The organism is Streptomyces sp. CS113 (assembly GCF_002188365.1).
GTDB classification, from domain to species: domain Bacteria; phylum Actinomycetota; class Actinomycetes; order Streptomycetales; family Streptomycetaceae; genus Streptomyces; species Streptomyces tendae.
Genome location: NZ_KZ195574.1, coordinates 533,683 through 553,563 on the forward strand (window position 1 = coordinate 533,683; position 19,881 = coordinate 553,563).

Here is a 19,881-nt window from a genome sequence, read left to right on the forward strand (position 1 = left end):
CGTCAGTACGTGCGGTCGGTGGCCCGCAGGGCGAGTTCGCGCAGCGCGCGGCGGGCGTGCGGTGGTGTCCCGGCGGCGTCCAGGGCACGGGTGGCCCGCTCCACGCGGCTCGCGATCATCTCTTCGACCCGCTGGGGCGCCTTCAGCTCCAGCATGAGCCGGCGCACGTCGCGCAGGTGGGTCGCGTCCAGGTCGTCGCGGCCCAGCAGGCGCCGCAGCCGTTCCCGCTGGGACGCGTCGGCGGCCTTCCAGGTCTCGGCCAGCAGCGCGGTGGGCCGGCCGCTGCGCAGGTCGTCCAGGGCCGCCTTCCCGGTGCGTTCCTGGTCGCCGAAGAGTCCGAGCAGGTCGTCGCGCAACTGGAAGGCCTCGCCGAGCGGCAGCCCGTAGGCCCGGTAGGTGTCGCGCAGTGCGGGGGCGGCGCCGGCGAGCAGGCCGCCGATGAGCAGGGGGTGCTCGACGGTGTACTTGGCGGTCTTGTAGCGGACCACCTTCAGGGAGGTCCCGGTGTCGGGCGGTCCGCCGGTGTGCAGGATCTCCAGGCACTCGCCGGCGACGAGTTCACGGGCGAGCGCGGCCCACAGGTCCCGGGCGCGGGCGAGGTAGGCGGCCGGCAGGCCGCTGTCGGTGAACATGCGGCCCGCGAGGACCATCAGGTGGTCGCCCACCAGCATGGCCAGGGAGCGCGCCGCCCGCCGCGCCCCGGTCCGGCCGTCCCGGCCCAGCACGGCTTCCAGGGCGACGTGGGCGGTGGGCAGGCCGTGCCGCAGGTCGCTGTCGTCGATGAGGTCGTCGTGGACGACCGCGGCGGCGTGCACCAGTTCCATGGAGGCCGCCGCCCGTAGGAGTGCGTCGCTCTCCGGCTGTCCGGCGGCCCGCCAGCCCCAGTAGCAGAAGGCCGCCCGCAGCCGTTTGCCGTGCCCGGCCGAGCTGCGCACCTGCTCGGCCACGGGCGCGAGGGCCTCGTCGACCGCCACCATCAGCCCGGCCTCCTCGGCCAGGAAGTCCCGCAGGACACCGTCGACGCGGTCCTTGAAGCCGGCCGGGTCCCAGAGGTCAGACATCACCGTCGGCGGCCGCCCGGCGCGCCTTCACGTGCTGGGCGAGCACTTCCAGGTGGGCGGGCGGTACGTGCGCGCAGCGGTCCAGGGCCAGCCTGCCCCGCGCCTGGAGGTCCTGTTCCGCCTCCCGCACCAGATCGGCGGTGTCCGAACGGCCGAGGAGCCCGCGCAGTCCGCCCACCGCCGAGCCGATCGTGCTCACCGCCAGCTCGGCCAGCCCGGCGGCCAGGAGCACGGCCCGGTCGCCCCCGTCCGGTTGCCGTCGTGTCGAACCAGTCATGCTTCTCCCCCAGGGGGTCGCGTGGTCACGGACGTGCCTGGTCGACGGCGCGTCCGATCAGAGCATGACCGGGCACAGGGGGCGGAAGATCCCGAATACCCCTTTGAGCGATGTGGGGAACAGGTGTCAGGCGGTCCGCTCGACGCTCCAGCGGGGCAGCCGCTCGAAGAAGGCGACGGCGTCCTCGCGCCACCGGGGACGCCAGCCCGCCGCCACCAGCCGGGCACGCTCGGCGTACTCCCGCATGTCGGCGCGCATCCGGTCGGCGACACCGGCGCGCTCGCCGATCGCGCGGATCTCGGCGACGGTCTCCGGCGTGCAGCCGGGGTCGCCCAGGGCCTTGTCCACGAAGTCGCGCTCGGCGCCGCTCACGGCGGACAGCAGGCGGGCCACGGTGTAGGTGTGCCGGCCCTCCCGGATGTCGGTGCCGGTCGGCTTCCCCATCGCCTCCGCGTCACCGAACAGGTCCAGGTAGTCGTCGCGCATCTGTCCGCAGATGCCGAGCAGGCGCGCGTAGGCGCTCAATTCGGCTTCGTGGGCCGCGGGTTGTTCACCGGCGGCCAGGAGTCCGAGGCGCAGCGGGGCCAGCACGGAGTACCGGGCCGACTTGTGGTCGGCGACGGTGTGCAGGACGTCGTCGTCCGGGGCGGCGGTGGTGAAGTCCCGTTCCAGGTCGATGATCTGACCCACGAACGTGTCGGCCGCGGCCCGGGTCTGCACCTCGACCATGGCCTGGCGCGTCTCGACGGGGAGCCGGGCCTCCAGGAGCACGCGCAGCGAGAGGGCCAGCGCGAGGTCGCCCGCGAGCACGGTGAGTCCGAGCGCCGCCCGCGGGTGCTCGGGGAAGCGTTCCCGGTAGGCGTAGTACGTGGTGGGGCCGCCCCGGCGCGTGGCGCTGTCGTCGATGAGGTCGTCGTGCACCAGGCCGTGGGTTTGCAGGAGTTCGACGCTCAGCGCCGCCGCGTCCAGTCCGTCGACCGGCTCGGCGGTCACCAGCCGCGCGGCCTCGTGCAGCAGCACGACCCGCATCCGCTTGCCGCCGCGCAGCGACAGGTCGCGCAGCAGCCCGACGCAGTCCGGGGTGAAACGGCTGAAGGACGGGGCGTCCAGGGTCGTGCCCAGCGTGTCGAAGTACTCCGCGAAGAGCGCGTTGAACCGACGCTCGGTCCGGGCGACGCGGTCCGGCGACTGCTCGGTCATGACGAAGTCCTCCTGATATCCGGGCGGGTGACGCGCCCAGCAGTGTGTCAGGAGCCCGCAAGCACCGAGCACCGCGGGTCGAGGTCGCCTCCGCGATCGACGGGTCCCCCCGCCCGGTGCTACGACGTCGGCGTGGCGGCCTGACTCCGGCCGCGTACCCGCACGGAGACGCCTCGGCCCGGCCCCCCTGTCGGCAGCGGGGGCCGGGCCGTCACGTGTGCGGCTGCTCAGCCCTGGCGGGCCTTGAAGCGCGGGTCCTTCTTGTTGATCACGTAGGTCACGCCACGGCGGCGCACCACCTGGGCGCCGGGCTTGGCCTTGAGGGCGCGCAGGGAGTTGCGGACCTTCACGACTGCCTCCTCACTTCTCGGCTCTCCTCGGCACGTATCGACGTGCCGTTCAGCGTTCCTCGCGGAACGCCACGTGCTCCCCCGCCACCGGGTCGTACTTGCGCAGGACGAGCCGGTCGGGGTCGTTGAGGCGGTTCTTGCGGGTGACGTAGGTGACGCCGGTGCCCGCGGTCGACTTCAGCTTGACGACCGGGCGTGCGGTGCTGCGTGCCATGGTGCTCCTTCCGACCGCGGCGCGGGCTGCCGTTCTGTCCCGCGCATGTCAGTCACGCATCACAACGCCGACGGCCGCCGGGGCATTCCCCGCCGGCCGGGCGCGTCAGCAGTCCTGCCACAGCCGGGTCATCACCCGTACGCCGAAGCGCAGGCCCTCCAGCGGCACCCGCTCGTCGACGCCGTGGAAGAGCCGCCCGTAGTCGAGGTCGTGGGGCAGCTTGAGCCCCTTGAAGCCGAAGCAGCGGATGTCCAGCTTGGTGAAGGCCTTGGCGTCGGTGCCGCCCGGGTTGCAGTACGGCACCGGGTGGCCGTCGGGGTCCTCGGCGCGGACGGCGGCGCACATGGCGTCGACGAGGGGGCCGTCGAAGGAGGTCTCCATCGCGATGTCGTGGTTGACCCACTCGCGGGACACCGAGGGCAGGAGCAGGGCGTCGATCGTGTCGATCAGCTCCTGCTCGTGGCCCGGCAGGAAGCGGCCGTCGACGCGGGCGGTGGCCCGGCCCGGGATGACGTTGGTCTGGTAGCCCGCGGTGAACATGGTCGGGTTGGCCGAGTTGCGCAGCACGACCTGCATGAAGTCGGCCACGTGCCCGAGCTTGGCCAGTTCGGCGTCCAGGTCCGCCGCGTCGAGGTCGAGGTCGACCCCCTGGAGGCGGGCCGCCTCGGCGAGCAGGGCGCGCACCGGCTCGATCAGCCGGACGGGGAAGGTGTGGCGCCCGATGCGGGTAAGGGACTCGGCGAGGTCGGTGACCGCGTTCTCGTCGTTCGGGGAGGACCCGTGCCCGGCGCGCCCGGCGGCCGTCAGCTCCATCCAGGCCATGCCGCGCTGGGCGTTCTCGATCGGGTAGAGGCGCCGGGTGTCGTCCAGCGCGTAGCTGAAGCCGCCGCCCTCGCCGATCGCCTCGGTGACGCCCGCGAACAGCTCGGGCCGGTGCTCGACCAGCCAGTGGGCGCCGAACTTGCCGCCCGCCTCCTCGTCGGCGAGGAAGGCGAGGACGATCTCGCGGGCGGGCCGGGTGCCGGTGCGGGCCAAGTGCCGGGCGGTGGCCAGCATCACGGCCACCGTGTCCTTCATGTCGATGGCGCCGCGGCCCCACAGATAGCCGTCCCGGATCTCCCCGGAGAACGGCGGCACCCGCCACTCGGCCGCGTCCGCCGGTACGACGTCCAAGTGGCCGTGGACCAGCAGGGCGCCGCGGGAGGTGTCAGCGCCGGGGATGCGGGCGACGACGTTGGCGCGGCCCGGGGCGCTCTCCACCAACTCGGAGGCGATGCCGGCCTCGGCGAGGCGGGCCACGACCCAGTCGGCGCAGGCCCGCTCGTCGCTGGTGGGGTTGGAGGTGTCGAAGCGGATCAGCTCCGCGCACAGGTCGACGACTTCCCGCTGCGCCTCCTCGGAGGCCGGGACGATTGCGGGTGCGGTGGTGCTCACGGTGCTCCTACGGTGGCCGTGCCGGTGGCGGCCGGGGTGGGCTCGGTGGTGTCGTCCAGGGCCGTGGTGCCGTACGTCCTGATCCAGCCGGCGAGGCCGAGGACGCAGTAGAGGACGAAGGCGGTCAGCAGGGAGTTCAGGGCGGGGATGCCGCCGTCGTAGAACTTGCCGACGCAGAACGCGGCGGCCCAGATGACCATCGACATCGGCACCCAGGTCGGCGAGGTGGCCGGCAGGGTCTCCGCGTCGCGGGTGGCGTCCAGGGGCGCCCGCATGCGGCGCACCACCCAGTACTCGGCGACGATGATGCCGCCCACCGGCGGGATGGCGACGCCCAGCACGGACAGGAACTCGGTGAAGTGGGTCATGATGCCGACGGCGGAGAGCAGGGTGCCCGCGATGCCGAGGACGATGGTGACCGCGCCCCGGTGCACGCGCTTGCCGAAGACGACCTGGAAGAAGTTGACGACGCCGAGCGAGGAGCCGTACAGGTTCCAGTCGTTGATCTTCGCGGTGGACATCAGGACGACGAGGACACCGAAGACGCCGGAGGTGGAGAGCACGATCTGGGAGACCTGGCCGCTGCCGACCATGTGGCCGAGCAGGACGCCGGTCAGGCCGACGATGTACTCGGAGAGGATCATCGACGAGGCGCTCTGCAAGAAGACGTGGCTGCCCTTGCGGTTGTACCGGGTCATCTCCGGGGAGACGATCGCGCCGGTCATGAAGCCGCCCGCGATGGCGGTCGCGGCCACGGCCAGCGGGATGGTCTCGCCGGGTGCCGGGGAGTGGATCAGCTCGGAGAACGAGTGGTCGCTCAGCGCGTCGGTGACCGACCAGGCGACCATGGCGAAGAACAGCGGGGTGACGATCTTCGCGAAGACGGCCATGTACTTGAAGCCGAAGATGACCAGCACCGTGATGGCGACACCGGCGGCCGTGCACCACAGCCAGGAGGGACCGCCGACGAGCGCGGACACGCTGTCGCCGAAGATCGTGTTCTGTACACCGAACCAGCCGACGAGGCTGACCGAGATGACCAGGCTGACCAGCGCGGAGCCGTTGCGGCCGAAGCCCGCCCAGCGGGTGAGCAGCGGGGTGGCGAGTCCCTCGCGCATACCGGCCAGGCCGATCGCGAAGATGACGACTTCCAGGATCACCGCGCCGAGGGTGAACGCGAGGAAGGCGTCCCCGAAGGTCATGCCGACGCCGATGGTGGCGCCGAGGGTGAACTGCGAGATGGAGCCCGACTGGGCGAGCCACTGCAACAGCATGGTCCAGAAGCCGAGGCGCTTGTCGCGCGGGACGCGGGAGAGGGCGTAGTCGTCGCTGCCCACGGCTCCCGTGGCCGCTTCCGCGGCGGCGGTTCCGCCGGCGGGGTTCTTGTGCATGGTCATGATCACGACCCCCCGGGTTCGCGGCCGAGGGTCTGCAACCGGGTCAGCGAGCCGTAGCGGGACACGAGGGCGTCGAACTCCTGGTCGTCGTGGAAGTCGAGCTGTCCGCCGCCGTAGGCCTTCGCGGTCTCGACGGCGAACCGGGCGGCGGCCGCGATGTCGGTCTCGTGGCTGGCGCCCGTCTGGCAGCCGGGCACCGCCGCCGCGGAGGTGATCGCGAGTCCGACCACCGGTGCGGCCGTCGCCGTGGCGGGCTGGAGGATCGAATTGATGTGGTGTACACCGTTACCGTACGGGGTGATGTCCTGGGTGGTCACGGGGTACGTGACCAAGGGCTCACCGGTCACCACGGCGAGCAGCTCACCGAGCCGCTCGCTCACCTTGAGCACCCAGCCCTCCTTGACGGTGGGCGACAGGGCGAGCCCCTTGTGGTTGATGATCCGGTTGCCCTTGGTGGTGTCGACGGAGAGCACGGCTTCCATCTCGCCGGTGACCTCGTGCCGGTTCATGGTCGCGATGTCGACGGGCGAGTCCATGAACGGCACCGGGTCGTGCGGTGCGGTCGGGGCGTTCGGGCAGATGTGCGTGGCGACGATCACGTCGCCGTCGAGCACGTCGCCCCGGCGCCGCATGTCGAGCAGCTTGGCTGCGGTGGCGAGTGCCGCGACCGCGCCGTCCGCGTCGGAGACCAGGCCGACGGCCTCCGGGCGCGCCCCGACGCCGCCGAGGCGTCCCACCACGCCGAGCGTGCGCGCGGAACCGCCCCGGGTACGGCCGGCCCGGCCCGGTATCCGTACGAGCACGAAGTCCGTCGAGCCGCGCTCGCCGGTGACGGTGGTGACCTCGGCGCCGGAGCCCTCGGGGCCCGCCACGGAGTCGAGGTGGGCGGCGACGCGCTTCCCGTCGACGTCGGGATCGTCGAGCAGATCCACGAGGTCCAGGACGTACTTCAACATGGGCAGTTCTCCTGATCCGCACCGGGGGCGGTGCTTACAGCAGGTTCGGGATGGACTAGCGTTGTCCGCAACTGTTTCCCGCTATCTGCAATACAGGTCTGCATGGTGAGATGCGTCGGCGGGATGTGACCGAGAGGAGCCGTCATGGCCGGCCGCCCCGTCGAGCCCGTGGACCGCAGGACGCCGGCCGGGGCGTTGCAGACCGTCGACCGTGCCCTGCTGGTACTGCTGGCGTTCGAGCGCAGCCGCCCGGACTGGGGCGTCACCGAGATCGCCGCGGAGTTCGGCTGGGACACCTCGGTCGCCCAGCGGCTGCTGTCCACCCTCGCGGGCCGCGGTTTCCTGGTCTCCGACCCCGCGACCCGCCGCTACCGGATCGGCCCGGCCGCCCTGCGCCTGGGCCGCCTGTGGGAGCGCTCGGGCTCCCTGGAACTGCTCGCGGAACCGGTGCTCCAGGAGCTGCGGGCGGCGACCGGTGACACGGTGCTCTTCTGCCTGCCCGACAGCTTCCACATGCGCTGTGTCGCGGCCGTCGAGGGCGAGGAGGGGCCGCTGCGCTACTACCCGCTGGTCGGCGAGCTGTACCCGGCGCACGCGGGCGCCACCAGCAAGTCGTTCTACGCCTTCCTGCCCGACGAGCAGCGCCACCGGCTCTTCCGCGGGCGCCCGATGGCGCGCTTCACCGAGCGCACGGTCACCGACCCCGATCAGCTGGAGCGCGAGTTCCGCACCGTCCGCGCGCAGGGCTACGCATGGACGGTCGGCGAGTACGACGCCGGCATCGGCACGGTCGCCATGCCGGTGTTCCTCGGCTCGGAGCCCTACGGCAGCCTCAGCCTCGGCGCCGCCAAGGAGCGTTTCCCCGAGGGGCCCGAGGACCGGCTCGAGGTGCTGCGCCGCGCCGCCCGGCTGCTGGAGCAGCGCCTCACCCACCCGCCCCAGCACCACCGGCGTCCGCGCTCCCCCCGTACGACCTGACGCACCACCGATCCACCCCCGTCGACGAGGAAGAACCCGTGAATCTGCTGCTCCTGTCCAACTCCACCCAGCACGGCCGCGGCTACCTGGAACACGCCCTCGACACCGTGACCGGCTTCCTGCCCGCCGGGGCCCGGCTGGCCTTCGTGCCGTACGCGCTGGCCGACCACGACACCTACACCGCGCGGGTGCGGGACGCGCTCGCCGGCGCCGGGATCGAGGTACGGGGCGTGCACGAGGGCGGTGACCCGCTCGCCCGGCTCGGCGAGGCGGACGCCGTGTTCGTGGGCGGCGGCAACTCCTTCCGGCTGCTGCGCGCGCTGTACCGCACGGGGCTGCGGGAGGCGCTGATCGAGGCCGTGCGCGGCGGGCTGCCGTACATGGGGGCCAGCGCCGGGACCAACATGGCGGCGCCCTCGCTGCGCACCACCAACGACATGCCGATCGTCGAGCCGCCGTCCTTCGAGACGCTGGGTCTGGTCCCGTTCCAGATCAACCCGCACTACCTCGACCCCGACCCCGGCTCGACGCACAAGGGCGAGACCCGCGAGGAGCGGCTGCGGGAGTTCCTGGAGGAGAACGACGTGCCCGTGCTGGGCCTGCGGGAGGGGTCCTGGCTGCGGGTCGAGGGCGAGCGGGCGGTGCTCGGCGGTGAGCGCGACGCCCGGTTGTTCCGGCGGGGCGCGTCGCCGCGGGAGCTGGCGGTGGGCTCGGACCTGTCCGAACTGCTGGACGTGCGGGGCGAGTTCGACACCAGCACCCGCTCCTGAACGCACGCGGCGACGCCGGAGGCCCGTGCGGGTCTCCGGCGTCGCCCTCTGGCCCCCGTGTCGGGAGGGGGTCAGCGCTTGATCTCCTTGATCTTCAGCATGCGCGTGATGACCTTGTCCAGCTCCTCGTCGTCGAAGACCTTCTTCCAGTCCTCGCGCACGATGGACTCGCGGCCGTAGTCCATGGCGATCAGGCAGGCGTCCGAGAAGGGGTTGGAGCCCTTCAGGGTGTTGGCGAGGGCGACCTGGGTGTGGCCGAGCAGCATCGCGCGGGCCGCCTTCTCGGGGACGCCGACGGTGTGGACGGTCTCGTGCAGGGCCTCGGTCAGCAGGGCGCCGACCATGCAGGCAATGGTCTCCACGAGGGTCGGCTCCAGGACGGCGAGCTGCTTGACGGTGACCCAGTGGACGTCGACGACCGGGGCGTACATGACGCGGATGACGGAGTCGGCGAGTTCCCGCTTGGCCGCGTCCCCGCCCTCGTAGGCGGCGACGACCTCCTGCGGGGCGGCGATGCCGCCGAAGGTGTCCTGCCACTCCTCCTTGGTGGTGCGCTCGAGGAACACCGAGGGGTGGCACGGGTGGGCGCAGGCGTAGTGGATGTCCTCGCGGGCGAAGAGCAGTCCGGCGTAGGCGGCGGCCGGGTCGAGGGTGAGGACGACGGTGCCCGGCTTCATGAGCGGCACGAGTTCCTCGGAGACCGTGCCGAGGACCACGTCCGGCACGGCGAGGATGACGACGTCGGCCTCGGCCGCGGCGGCGGCGGACCCGGTCAGTTCGCGGCCGAGACCGCGGATCAGCTCCTGCCCCTTGGGCGAGGCCTCGCTGAAGAGCACCCGGAAGTCGCTGTCGACCAGGTTGTTGGAGACACGCTGGCCCATCTTGCCGGCGGCCCCGATGACGGCGACGGTCGTGACGTCGGCGCGGGTCTGGATCTCGGTGGCCATTACTTGCTCCTCAGAAGGGTGTTGATGCTGTGCCGCGTCCACTGGTGTTCGAGCCGGGCGGTGGCGTCGTAGCCCTCGTCCTGCCACGGGAGCCAGTGCTCCACGATCTGGTTGATGCCGCGATCCCCCGGCCGGGCGGCGGCCACCGCGGCGGTCATAGCGCCGTAGTCCAGGAGGCCCTCGCCGAGCGGGCAGCCGGCGAAGGTGAAGCCGACCCAGCCGTCGCGGCGGGTGAAGGCGAAGTCCTTGACGTGGATGTTGACCACGTACGGCGCGGTGGCGGCCACCACGTCGGCGGGGCGTTCCAGCCGGGCGACGCTGTTGCCGGGGTCGAGGACGATGCCGAGGTGCGGGTCGTCGACGGCGCGTACGACGCTCACGAGGTCGTCGGTGGCGACCTGCTCGTAGGTCTCCAGGCCGAGCGTGACGCCCGCGGCGGCGTAGCGGGGCACGGCCTCCTTCAGGAGGGCCACCGCCTCGGTGGGGTCCGGGCGGTGGTCGGCCGTGTTCAGCATGGAGCGGACCAGGGTCACGCCCAGCTCGCCCGCCAGGTCGAGGTAGCTGAGCAGGTGCTCAGGCTGGATGCCGCGGGTGCCCAGTTCCAGGGTCAGGCCGAGGTCGTCGGCGGTGGCGCGGAGGTCGGCGAGTCGCGCGCGGTCGTAGGACTCGATCGGCGCGTGGTCGCAGATCTGGAAGACCTCGCCGCCCAGCTCCGCCGTGTCGCGGAGCATGTCCGGCAGCCCCATCGGCTCGGGGGCGCGGGACGAGAGACGCCAGAAGTAGGCGTAGGTGCTGATGCCGTACGCCATCACGCCACCGCCGCCGGGGCCGGGGCCGGGGAGCGGATCTCGTCGAGGATCGCCTCGACGTTCGCCGGGTCGTGGGCGAAGCGGCCGAGGAACAGGCCCTCGGCGGTGCCGGCCAGGCGGGTCAGCAGGCCGGGGCCCGCGCTGCCGCCGTAGATGACGGTGGAACCGGCGTGCCCGGGGTGGGAGTCGAGCCAGCCGCGCAGGGCGGTGCACACGGCCGCGATGTGCTCGGCGGAGGCGGGCTCGGGGGCGCCGATGGCCCACTGCGGCTCGTAGGCGAGGACGACCGCGCCCTCCAGGCCGCCGAGCAGCCGTTCCGCCTCGGCGACCGTGCGGGAGGCCGCGTCGGCCGGGTCTGCCGCGTCGCGTTCGCCGACGCACAGGACGGGGGTGAGGCCGTTGCGCAGGGCGGCGGCGGTCTTGGCGGCGACGACGGTGTCGCCCTCGCCGTACAGGCGGCGGCGCTCGGCGTGGCCGACCTCGGCGTAGCGGCAGCCGATCTCCTTGAGGACGGGACCGCCGATCTCGCCGGTGTAGGGGCCGCTGTCCTCGGTGGCGATGTCCTGGGCGCCCAGCGCCACGCCGTAGGGGGCGAGGATGCCGGTGGCGGGGACCAGGGCCGGGAAGGCGGGGAGGACGAAGAGGCGGGCGGCGCCGGAGGTGACGGCGGGGTGCCGTTCGGCGAGGGCGGCGATCCGGCGGGACCAGTTGAGCGTCTGGTGGTGGCCGAAGTACATCTTGAGGCTCACCCCCAGCAGCACGGGTGACGGTACGGAGGCGGGCATCAGGCGGCCGCCCCGTCGTCGGCCGCGCTCTCCTCGGACGCACGCGCGTCGTCGGCGGTCTCGTAGTCGCTCATCAGCTGGACCTTGGCGGCCGACGCCGAGCTCTCGTCGAAGCGGTAGGTGAGCCACTCGGCGGCGAGGCGGCGGGCGAGTTCGAGGCCGACGACGCGCTGGCCGAAGGTGAGCACCTGGGCGTTGTTGGAGAGGATCGCCCGCTCGACGGAGAAGGAGTCGTGGGCGGTGACGGCCCGGATGCCCCTGACCTTGTTGGCGGCGATGGCGACGCCGAGGCCAGTGCCGCACACCAGCAGGGCGCGGTCGGCCTCGCCCCGGGCGACCATCTCGGCGGCGGCGATGGCCACCTTGGGGTAGGCGGTGTGCCCGTCGGCGTCGACGCCGACGTCGGTGACCTCGGCGACCAGGGCGCTGCCGCGCAGGTCCTGCTTGAGGGCTTCCTTGTACTGGTGGCCGGCGTCGTCGGAGCCGACGACGATGCGGAGCTTGTCGGTCATGGCGGCTTTCCTCAGTGGTGGTCGAGCAGTGCGCCGTGGACGGCGCGGGTGATCAGGGCGAGTGAGTGGGCGCCCGCGTCGGGGGTGCCGAGGGACTTCTCGGCGTGCGGGCGGGCCCGGCCCCGGCGGGGCAGCAGGGCGGCGGTCCCGGCGGCGGCCGCGGTGGCGACGGTGGCGGCGCGGTCCCAGGCCTCGGCGAGGGGCAGGCCCTCGGCCGTGGCGGCGGCCAGCGCGTCGGCGAACGGGACCAGGACGTCGACCATGGTCTTGTCGCCGACCTCGGCCCCGCCCAGCCTGCGTACGGCGGCGGAGGCCTGAGTGACCCCTTCCGCGACGCGGGCCGCGTCGGGGGCGTCCCGGTCGCCGAGGGCCGTGCCGAGCGAGCGCAGGATCGTGCCCCACAGGGCGCCGGAGGTGCCGCCCGCCTTGTCGGCCCAGGCGTCGGCGGCGCGGGTGAGGACGGTACCGGCGCCCGCGCCGAGCCCGTGGGCGTCGGCGGCGGCCCGGTGGGCGGCCGTGGAGCCGCGCCGCATACCGATGCCGTGGTCGCCGTCGCCCGCCACGGCGTCGATGCGGCCGAGTTCGTCGGCGTGGGCGTCGACGACTCGGGCCACCGCGTCCAGCGCGGCCAGCACGGTGGCTGCGGCCCGGCGCGAGGCGTCCGAGGCGGCGGGTACGGCGGTGGCTCCGCAGGCGGCCGCGTCGGACACGGCGGTGTCCTGGGCGGCGGCCACGGGCGCCCGGTCCAGGTCCGGCTCCGCCGCGTCGAGGGCGCCCTTGCGGTAGGCGGGCGTGTCGGCCGGGGCCCGCCACAGCTCCTCCAGCCGGTCGTCCAGCCAGGTCAGGGTCAGCGAGATGCCGGCCATGTCGAAGCTGGTGACCAGTTCGCCGACCTCGGGGTCGACGATCTCCACACCGGCGTCGCCGAGGAGGGCCGCGACCTTGCGGTAGACGACGAACAGCTCCTCGTACTTGACCGAGCCGAGGCCGTTGAGGATCACGGCGGCGCGCTGTCCCGCCGGGCCCGCGACGTCCTCCGGGAGTTCCTTGAGCAGGGTGTCGACCAGCAGCCGGGCCGCCTCGTCGGCGGTGGGCAGGGCCTCCTCGCCGATGCCGGGCTCGCCGTGGATGCCGAGGCCCACGGCCATCCGGGCCTCGGGCACGGTGAACAGGGGGTGGTCGGCGCCGGGCAGGGTGCAGCCGGAGAAGGCGATCCCGAAGGAACGGGTGCGGGCGCCCGCCCGTTCGGCGACGCGCAGCACCTCCTCAAGGGGCAGGCCCTGCTCGGCCGCGGCGGCGGCCGCCTTGAAGACGGGCAGGTCACCGGCGATGCCGCGGCGCTTGGCGGACTCCTGGGGCCCCGCGCTGGAGATGTCGTCGGCGACGGCGAACGTCCGGGTCTCGACACCGTCGGCGGCGAGTCGCTCGGCGGCCTGGCCGAAGTGCAGGACGTCACCGGCGTAGTTGCCGTACATCAGCAGGACTCCCCCACCCGCGTGCGCGGCCGTGGCCACGGAGTGGATCTGCCGGGCGGAGGGCGAGGCGAAGACGTTCCCGACGGCGGCGCCGTGGGCCAGACCGCGGCCGACCAGGCCGGAGAACGCGGGGTAGTGCCCCGAGCCGCCGCCGATCACCACGGCGACCTGGCCGGGCGGGGTGGCGGTGGCCCGGACGACGCCGCCGGTGACCGGCCGGACCCAGCGCCGGTGCGCGGCGGTGAAGCCCTCCAGCGCCTCGTCGGCGAAGGCGGCCGGGTCGTTGAACAGGCGGGTCATCGCAGGGCCTCCTCGGCCTGGGGGTGGGCGGCGGGGGCCGGTTCCTCGGTGCGGCTGCGGGCGGCGAGCAGGATCATCAGCGCGGCGGACAGCAGCATGAAGAAGCCGACGAGGTAGAGCGGCACGTAGTAGGCGCCGCTCCAGTCCTTGAGCCAGCCGGTGATGTAGCTGGAGGCGAACCCGGCGACGTTGCCCGCGGTGTTGATCAGGGCGATGCCGGCCGCGGCGGCGGCTCCGGTCAGGAAGCGCGAGGGCACGGACCAGAAGACGGGCAGCGCGGCGAAGATGGCGCAGGCGGTCACGGTGATCACGGCGACGGTGGCGGTCGGGGAGCCCATGTAGAGGGCGAGGGGGATGGACACACCGCCGACGACGGCCGGGCCTGCCACGTGCCAGGTGCGGGTGCCGTGGCGGGTGGCGTGCCGGGTCCAGAAGAAGAGGACGACGGCGGCGGGCAGGTACGGGATGGCGGTGATCCAGGCCTTGTCCATGACGCTGAACGTGGTGTCGTACTGGTCCTGGAAGCCGTTGATGATGGTCGGCAGGAAGAACGCGAGCGCGTAGAGGCCGTAGACGAAGCCGAAGTAGACGGCGGCGAGGGTCCACACGCGTCCGCTGCCGAAGGCCTTCTTGAGGTCGCCCTTGGCGTGCTTGCCCTCGTGGCCGGTCTTCCGCGCGTTCTCGGCGGCGAGTTCCGAGGTCAGCCAGTCGCGCTCGGCGGGGGTGAGCCACTTGGCGTCGGCGGGCTTGTCGATCAGGTAGAACCAGGCGATGACGCCCAGGACGATCGCGGGCAGCGAGACGAACAGGAACATCACCCGCCAGCCCTCCAGGCCGAACAGTCCGTGCCGGCCGATCAGCCAGCCCGCCAGCGGGGCACCGAAGACGGTGGTCAGCGGCTGGGCGAGGTAGAACAGGCCGAGGATCTTGGTGCGGTGGCGGGAAGGCACCCACTGGCTCAGGAAGAGGATGGCGCCGGGGAAGAAGCCCGCCTCGGCGACACCGAGCAGAAAGCGCAGTGTGTAGAGCTGGCCGCTGCTGCTGACCCAGGTGAACAGCAGGGAGACGATGCCCCAGGTCACCATGATCCTGGCCAGCCAGCGGCGGGCCCCGAAGCGGTGCAGGGCCATGTTGCTGGGGACCTCGAGCACGATGTAGCCGAGGAAGAAGATCCCGGACGCGAAGCCGAACTGGGCGGCGGTCAGGGCGAGGTCCTGGCCCATGCCGTTCGGTTCGGCGAACGAGACGGCCGTGCGGTCCAGGTAGTTCACGAAGAACATCAGCGCCACGAACGGCACGAGGCGGACTGAGATCTTCTTGATGGCAGTTCTCTCGACTGCCGTGGATGGCGCTTGGGCACCCATGGGCGACTCCTCGGCTCGCCCGGACAGCTCCGTCCGGGTCGCGTCACTCCGGGTGGGCCGCCACGGGGGCGGCCGACCGGTTCGCTTTCACGCTAAGCCTCCGATCCAAATTGGTCACCAATTTACCAGTGTGGTGAGCACCACAGATCGACCGGCGGCTAAACTCTTGACAAACCGCAGCCGAGAGGGCGATGAACTGCCTGGTCAGCGAGATGAACACGGCATCTGGTTGACTGGTGACCGTGACCAGTCAGCCTGATCAGCACAGCTCCGCCGGCGCGCCCGACCTCGCACGGCTGCTGCGCCCCGTGGTGCGCGAGTCGTCCGTCAGCGAGGTCGCCAAGCGGCTCCTCGACCACCTCTCGGCCGGCGACATCCGGCCCGGCACCCGGCTGCCCGCCGAGCGGCAGCTGGCCGAGGCCCTGGGCGTCGCCCGGTCCAGCGTGCGCGGCGCCCTGTCGGCGCTGGACGTGCTCGGCATCATCGAGATCCGCCCCGGCTCCGGGTCCTACGTGCGCGAGGGCACCTCGGAGTTCCTGCCCCGGGCGATCAACTGGGGCCTGATGCTGGGTCAGCGGCGCACCCAGGACCTGGTCGAGGTCCGCACCTACATGGAGGGCGTCTCGGCCCGGCTCGCCGCGGAGCGTGCCACCGACGCGGACGTGGCCAGACTGGAGGAGCACCTCCAGCACATGCGCGACGCGGGCGGGGACGTCACGGCGTTCATCGACGCCGACATCGCCTTCCACCTGGAGACGGCCCGCATCGCCCGCAACACCGTGCTCAGCGACATCCTGCACAGCATCCGGGCGCTGCTCCAGGTCTGGATGGAGCGCGTCAGCGACATCGAGGGCACGGTCAGCGGCACGCTGTGCGAGCACGACGCGGTGCTCCAGGCCATCCGGGGCCGCGACCCGGAGGCCGCGGACCGGGCGATGGCCGAGCACATGCGGATGGCGAGCGCACGGCTGCGCGCCTCGGTGGACGGCTCCGGGGACGGCTCAGGAGACGGCGAGGGCTGAGGGGGCATTCGGCCGGGCGCGCGGTCTGTCGCCGGAGTCGCGTCGTCAATAGCCTGGTGGGACAAGGCCGTTGACGACCGAGGAGCCTCATGTCCACCGCGCAGCAGGTCCCCGACATCCTCTCCCCCGAGTTCGCGGAGAACCCGTACCCGGCCTACCGGACGATGCGGGACAGCGCGCCCCTCATCCGGCACGAGGCCACCCAGAGCTGGATCGTCTCGCGCTACGAGGACGTGGAACGCGTCTTCAAGGACCGCGGCGGTCAGTTCACCACCGAGAACTACGACTGGCAGATCGAGCCCGTGCACGGCCGGACGATCCTCCAGCTGAGCGGCCGGGAGCACGCGGTCCGGCGCGCCCTGGTCGCCCCGGCCTTCCGCGGGGCCGACCTCCAGGAGCGGTTCATGCCCGTGATCGAGCGCAACTCCCGTGAGCTGATCGACACGTTCCGGCACACCGGCCGCGCCGATCTGGTCGCCGACTACGCGACCCGGTTCCCGGTCAACGTCATCGCGGACATGCTGGGCCTGGACAAGGCCGACCACGACCGGTTCCACGGCTGGTACACGTCGGTCATCGCGTTCCTCGGCAACCTCTCCGGCGACCAGGAGGTCGCGGCGGCCGGCGCGCGCACCCGGACGGAGTTCGCCGAGTACATGATCCCGGTCATCCGGGAGCGCCGCGAGAACCCGGGCGACGACCTGCTGTCCACGCTGTGCGCCGCGGAGGTGGACGGGGTGCGGATGAGTGACGAGGACATCAAGGCGTTCTGCAGTCTGCTGCTCGCGGCGGGCGGCGAGACCACCGACAAGGCGATCGCCGGGATCTTCGCCAACCTGCTGGCCCATCCGGAGCAGTTGGCGGCCGTGCGCGAGGACCGGAGCCTGATCCCCCGCGCCTTCGCCGAGACGCTGCGCTACACCCCGCCGGTCCACATGATCATGCGTCAGACGGCGACGGACGTCACGCTCAGCGGCGGCACGATACCCGCCGGTGCCACCGTCACCTGCCTGATAGGAGCGGCCAACCGGGACGAGAGCCGCTACCGCGATCCGGACCGCTTCGACATCATGCGCGACGACCTGACCACGACGACCGCCTTCTCGGCCGCCGCCGACCACCTCGCCTTCGCGCTCGGCCGGCACTTCTGCGTCGGCGCCCTGCTGGCGAAGGCCGAGGTCGAGACCGGGGTCGGGCAGCTCCTGGACGCGCTGCCCGACCTGCGGACCCAGGAAGGCTTCGAGGTGGTGGAGCGGGGCGTGTTCACCCGGGGCCCGCAGTCGCTGCCGGTGCGCTTCACTCCCGTGGCCTGAGGTCCGCACGCCGGTCGTCAGGCCACGACGGGTGTGAAGAGCGCGGGCAGGGTCGTCAGGCCCCGCATCCAGATGGACGGACGCCAGGTCAACGCCTCGGGCTCGACCGCGAGTACGAGGTCGGGCAGCCGCTCCAGCAGGGTCTCGACCGCGGTGCGGGCGATGACGTCGGCGAGCAGGGGCGCCGGGTACGGGCACCGGTGCTCGCCGTTGCTGAAGGACAGGTGAGCGGAGTTCTCGGCGCCGACGTGTGCCTCGGGCCAGAGCTGGGGGTCGGTGTTGGCCGCGGCGAGGCCGAGTACGAGGCAGTCGCCGGCCCGGATCTGCCGGCCGCCCAGCTGGGTGTCGTTGACGGCCCAGCGTCCGATGAAGTTCTGCGTGGGGGTGTCCAGCCACAGCACCTCGTTCAGGGCCTCCCCCACGCTGAGGCGGCCGCCGGAGACGTTCAGCGCGAAGCGTTCGTCGGTGAGCAGCAGGCGCAGCGTGTTGCCGATCCAGTTGGCGGTGGGCTGCTGGGCGGCGGCGATGACGGAGATCAGGTCCTGGACGATCTCCTCGTCGGTCAGTCCCGCCGGGTGGGTCAGCATCCGGGAGGTGACGTCGGGTCCGGGCCGCTCGCGCTTGTGGCGGACCAGTTGGTGGATGCGCTCGCCCACGCGCGTGTACGCGGCGACCGGGTCGTCGCCCTCGGCCGCGTCCAGGGAGACGCGCAGGTCCTCGACGAGCTGCCGGGTCTCGGCGCCGCTGTGCGGCATCCCGCACATCCGTACGGCGGCGATCATCGGCAGGGGGTGCGCGTAGCCGCTCATCAGCTCGGCCCGGCCGCTGCCGGCGAAGGCGGCGATGAGCCGGTCGGCGAGCTGTCGGCAGTCGCGGGCCAGCTCGAACTGGTCGATCCCGGCCAGCGCCTGGGTGATGACGCCGGCCCGCCGCCGGTGCTCCTCGCCCTCGGTGAACAGGACGGACGGCTGGTGCCCCACGTAGGGCAGCAGGGGCCAGTCGGGCGGGATGCTGCCCCACTGGTTCCAGCGGCGCGAGTCCCGGGCGAACAGCTCGTCGTGACTGGTCACATAGCTGACCTCGGGATAGCCGAGGACCAGCCAGGCGGGGATGCCGCCGTCGAGGAGCACGGGTGCGACGGCGCCGTGCTCGCCCCGCAGCCCTCGGTACAGCTCCGACGGGGTCTGCTGGTACTCCAGTCCGGCCAGCGGTACGGCGTCCGGGTGTGCGGGGCAGCCCGGTGCGGCGGCGGCGTGGGGTGCCGGGTCGATGTCGGTCACGATGCGCTCTCCTGGGCCAGGGCCAGTTGGTAGAGGTGGTCCACGAGGGTGACCAGCACGTTCTTGCCCGAGGTCCGCACCCGCGCGTCGCAGTCGATCAGCGGCACGTGGTCGGGCAGCGCGAGGGCCAGCCGGATCTCGTCCAGGGAGTGCCGGGCGGTGTCGTCGTCGAAGCGGTTCACGGCCACCACGAAGGGGGTGCGGTGGTGTTCCAGCCGGTCTATCGCGTACCAGGAGTCGTCCATCCGGCGGGTGTCGACCAGGACGACCGCGCCGAGGGTGCCGGAGAACAGCCGGTCCCAGAGGAACCAGAAGCGTTCCTGACCGGGGGCGCCGAACAGGTACAGCACCATGCGGTCGTTCAGGCTGATCCGGCCGAAGTCGAAGGCCACGGTCGTGGTGGTCTTCGACACGACTCCGCCGGTCTCGTCGACGCCGACTCCGGCCTGGGTCATGACCTCTTCGGTGTTGAGCGGCCGGATCTCGCTCACCGAGCGGACCAGGGTGGTCTTGCCGACCCCGAAGCCGCCCACGACGACGATCTTCAGCCCGGTCTCGGCGGCGTCGGTGAGGGGCTTGCGCCCGGAGGCCGTCGGGTCAGAGGTTGCGGAGCCCATGGAGCACCTCCTGGAGAAGGGCGGTATCGGGGTGCGACGCGGCGGTCTGCCCCAGGCGCGGGTGGCGGGCGGTGATGCTTCCGGTGGCGAGCAGATCGCCGAGCAGGATGCGGACGACCGTGATCGGCAGGGTCAGCTCGGCGGCGATCTCGACCACGGCGGTGGGGTGCCGGCACAGGTCGAGGATGCGGACGTGCTCCGACTGCATACCGGCCGACGGCCCGCACTCGGTGACCACCAGGGTGACGAGGTCGAACGAGTCGTCGGCGCGGCTGCGCCCGCCCGTGACCGTGTAGAGCCGGTCGGGTGCGCCGGTGTCCACGGGCCTGCGGGTCACGACGAGCTGCCACCGGGGACGGCGTGGCGCGGCTCGGCCCTCAGATGCTCACCGATCTGCTCGACCAGCTCGGTCATCTGGTGGCCCACCACTCCGGGGTCGGCGTCCTCCACCGCGACCACGGCGAGGTGCGCGCCCTCGCCCGCCTCCACGATGAACAGCAGGCCCCCGTGGAACTCGGTCATGGAGTGCCGGACGCCGCCGGTTCCGTTGCCGAACTCGACGGAGGCGCCCTGGGCGAGGGCCTGGATGCCGGAGCAGATCGCGGCGAGCTGGTCGGCCCGGTCCAGGGTGAGGTGTTCGGTCCAGCAGAGCTTGAGGCCGTCGCGCGAGAGGACGAGGGCGTGGCGGGTGCCGGGGGTGCGGTCCAGGAGGTTCTGCAGGAGCCAGGTGAGGCTGTTGTCGGTGGTCTGCATGATGGGTGCGGGGACGGTGGTTCCCGGTACTGCGGTCACCGGCCCGTTCCTCCAATCTCACGAGCGA

The 19,881-nt window shown here is 72.4% G+C and carries 22 protein-coding genes; 4 read left to right on the plus strand and 18 right to left on the minus strand.

Annotation, left to right across the window (positions count from 1 at the left end):
• Window positions 1-2 precede the first annotated feature (2 nt).
• The 8 genes from B9W62_RS02045 to B9W62_RS02080 all read right to left on the minus strand — a co-directional run bounded on the left by B9W62_RS02045 (window position 3) and on the right by B9W62_RS02080 (window position 6,889).
• The gene (locus B9W62_RS02045) at window positions 3-1,061 is read right to left on the minus strand and encodes a polyprenyl synthetase family protein (RefSeq protein ID WP_087804561.1); all 1,059 of its coding nucleotides are present in this window, start codon (window positions 1,059-1,061) and stop codon (window positions 3-5) included.
• Window positions 1,054-1,338, minus strand: coding sequence for a polyprenyl synthetase (locus tag B9W62_RS02050; RefSeq protein ID WP_087804564.1), 285 nt, complete (start codon window positions 1,336-1,338; stop codon window positions 1,054-1,056). Before B9W62_RS02050 ends, B9W62_RS02045 begins: the two co-directional genes overlap by 8 nt.
• Before the next feature lie 126 nt (window positions 1,339-1,464).
• Entirely contained in the window at window positions 1,465-2,538 is a 1,074-nt protein-coding gene (locus tag B9W62_RS02055; RefSeq protein ID WP_087804567.1) for a polyprenyl synthetase family protein, read from the minus strand.
• A 227-nt stretch (window positions 2,539-2,765) separates the two neighbouring features.
• Window positions 2,766-2,888: a type B 50S ribosomal protein L36 gene (gene ykgO / locus B9W62_RS02060; RefSeq protein WP_087804570.1), complete on the minus strand. Its 123-nt coding sequence runs from the start codon at window positions 2,886-2,888 to the stop codon at window positions 2,766-2,768.
• Between the two features lie 49 nt (window positions 2,889-2,937).
• Window positions 2,938-3,102 carry a 50S ribosomal protein L33 gene (rpmG, locus tag B9W62_RS02065; RefSeq protein WP_087804573.1) on the minus strand — a complete coding sequence of 55 codons (165 nt, stop codon included), beginning with the start codon at window positions 3,100-3,102 and terminating at the stop codon, window positions 2,938-2,940.
• A gap of 105 nt (window positions 3,103-3,207) precedes the next feature.
• Window positions 3,208-4,536 carry a M20/M25/M40 family metallo-hydrolase gene (locus B9W62_RS02070; RefSeq protein ID WP_087804576.1) on the minus strand — a complete coding sequence of 443 codons (1,329 nt, stop codon included), beginning with the start codon at window positions 4,534-4,536 and terminating at the stop codon, window positions 3,208-3,210.
• Window positions 4,533-5,933 carry a cytosine permease gene (locus B9W62_RS02075; protein WP_087804579.1) on the minus strand — a complete coding sequence of 467 codons (1,401 nt, stop codon included), beginning with the start codon at window positions 5,931-5,933 and terminating at the stop codon, window positions 4,533-4,535. Before B9W62_RS02075 ends, B9W62_RS02070 begins: the two co-directional genes overlap by 4 nt.
• A 2-nt stretch (window positions 5,934-5,935) precedes the next feature.
• Complete coding sequence (locus B9W62_RS02080; protein ID WP_087804582.1) at window positions 5,936-6,889, minus strand: DUF1177 domain-containing protein; 954 nt, start codon at window positions 6,887-6,889, stop codon at window positions 5,936-5,938.
• 144 nt (window positions 6,890-7,033) lie between these two features.
• Between B9W62_RS02080 and B9W62_RS02085 the strand changes: the two genes are divergently transcribed.
• On the plus strand, window positions 7,034-7,867 hold the full coding sequence (locus tag B9W62_RS02085; protein ID WP_087804585.1) for an IclR family transcriptional regulator: 834 nt from the start codon (window positions 7,034-7,036) through the stop codon (window positions 7,865-7,867).
• Between the two features lie 38 nt (window positions 7,868-7,905).
• Window positions 7,906-8,637, plus strand: a complete 732-nt coding sequence (gene pepE / locus B9W62_RS02090) for a dipeptidase PepE (protein ID WP_087804588.1) — start codon at window positions 7,906-7,908, stop codon at window positions 8,635-8,637.
• A 71-nt stretch (window positions 8,638-8,708) separates the two neighbouring features.
• Here pepE and B9W62_RS02095 read toward each other — a convergent pair whose 3' ends face one another.
• The 6 genes from B9W62_RS02095 to B9W62_RS02120 are packed head-to-tail and all read right to left on the minus strand — an operon-like array spanning window position 8,709 to window position 14,829.
• On the minus strand, window positions 8,709-9,584 hold the full coding sequence (locus B9W62_RS02095; protein WP_087804590.1) for a phosphogluconate dehydrogenase C-terminal domain-containing protein: 876 nt from the start codon (window positions 9,582-9,584) through the stop codon (window positions 8,709-8,711).
• Window positions 9,584-10,393 (minus strand): sugar phosphate isomerase/epimerase family protein, encoded by an 810-nt coding sequence (locus B9W62_RS02100; RefSeq protein ID WP_087804594.1) that lies wholly within the window; start codon window positions 10,391-10,393, stop codon window positions 9,584-9,586. Before B9W62_RS02100 ends, B9W62_RS02095 begins: the two co-directional genes overlap by 1 nt.
• Window positions 10,393-11,178, minus strand: a complete 786-nt coding sequence (locus B9W62_RS02105) for a triose-phosphate isomerase family protein (protein ID WP_087804597.1) — start codon at window positions 11,176-11,178, stop codon at window positions 10,393-10,395. The genes B9W62_RS02100 and B9W62_RS02105 overlap by 1 nt, the downstream gene beginning before the upstream one ends.
• Window positions 11,178-11,690, minus strand: coding sequence for a ribose-5-phosphate isomerase (locus B9W62_RS02110; protein WP_087804600.1), 513 nt, complete (start codon window positions 11,688-11,690; stop codon window positions 11,178-11,180). Before B9W62_RS02110 ends, B9W62_RS02105 begins: the two co-directional genes overlap by 1 nt.
• Before the next feature lie 11 nt (window positions 11,691-11,701).
• Window positions 11,702-13,465 carry a dihydroxyacetone kinase family protein gene (locus B9W62_RS02115; protein ID WP_087804603.1) on the minus strand — a complete coding sequence of 588 codons (1,764 nt, stop codon included), beginning with the start codon at window positions 13,463-13,465 and terminating at the stop codon, window positions 11,702-11,704.
• Window positions 13,462-14,829, minus strand: a complete 1,368-nt coding sequence (locus tag B9W62_RS02120) for an MFS transporter (RefSeq protein ID WP_087804606.1) — start codon at window positions 14,827-14,829, stop codon at window positions 13,462-13,464. The genes B9W62_RS02115 and B9W62_RS02120 overlap by 4 nt, the downstream gene beginning before the upstream one ends.
• Before the next feature lie 236 nt (window positions 14,830-15,065).
• Between B9W62_RS02120 and B9W62_RS02125 the strand changes: the two genes are divergently transcribed.
• Together B9W62_RS02125 and B9W62_RS02130 are read left to right on the plus strand one after the other, a co-directional pair.
• The gene (locus B9W62_RS02125) at window positions 15,066-15,851 is read left to right on the plus strand and encodes a FadR/GntR family transcriptional regulator (RefSeq protein ID WP_087804609.1); all 786 of its coding nucleotides are present in this window, start codon (window positions 15,066-15,068) and stop codon (window positions 15,849-15,851) included.
• Window positions 15,852-15,940: 89 nt separating this feature from the next.
• Window positions 15,941-17,164 carry a cytochrome P450 gene (locus B9W62_RS02130; protein ID WP_087804613.1) on the plus strand — a complete coding sequence of 408 codons (1,224 nt, stop codon included), beginning with the start codon at window positions 15,941-15,943 and terminating at the stop codon, window positions 17,162-17,164.
• Between the two features lie 17 nt (window positions 17,165-17,181).
• On the opposite strand, the gene B9W62_RS02135 is transcribed toward B9W62_RS02130, so the two are convergent.
• The 4 genes from B9W62_RS02135 to B9W62_RS02150 are packed head-to-tail and all read right to left on the minus strand — an operon-like array spanning window position 17,182 to window position 19,814.
• A complete protein-coding gene (locus B9W62_RS02135; RefSeq protein WP_087804615.1) occupies window positions 17,182-18,444 on the minus strand; it encodes a cytochrome P450 in 1,263 nt (420 codons plus the stop codon).
• Entirely contained in the window at window positions 18,441-19,061 is a 621-nt protein-coding gene (locus tag B9W62_RS02140) for a GTP-binding protein (RefSeq protein WP_107424182.1), read from the minus strand. The genes B9W62_RS02135 and B9W62_RS02140 overlap by 4 nt, the downstream gene beginning before the upstream one ends.
• Window positions 19,042-19,398 (minus strand): DUF742 domain-containing protein, encoded by a 357-nt coding sequence (locus tag B9W62_RS02145; protein ID WP_179235306.1) that lies wholly within the window; start codon window positions 19,396-19,398, stop codon window positions 19,042-19,044. Before B9W62_RS02145 ends, B9W62_RS02140 begins: the two co-directional genes overlap by 20 nt.
• Window positions 19,395-19,814 carry a roadblock/LC7 domain-containing protein gene (locus B9W62_RS02150; protein ID WP_179235923.1) on the minus strand — a complete coding sequence of 140 codons (420 nt, stop codon included), beginning with the start codon at window positions 19,812-19,814 and terminating at the stop codon, window positions 19,395-19,397. The genes B9W62_RS02145 and B9W62_RS02150 overlap by 4 nt, the downstream gene beginning before the upstream one ends.
• Window positions 19,815-19,881 lie beyond the last annotated feature (67 nt).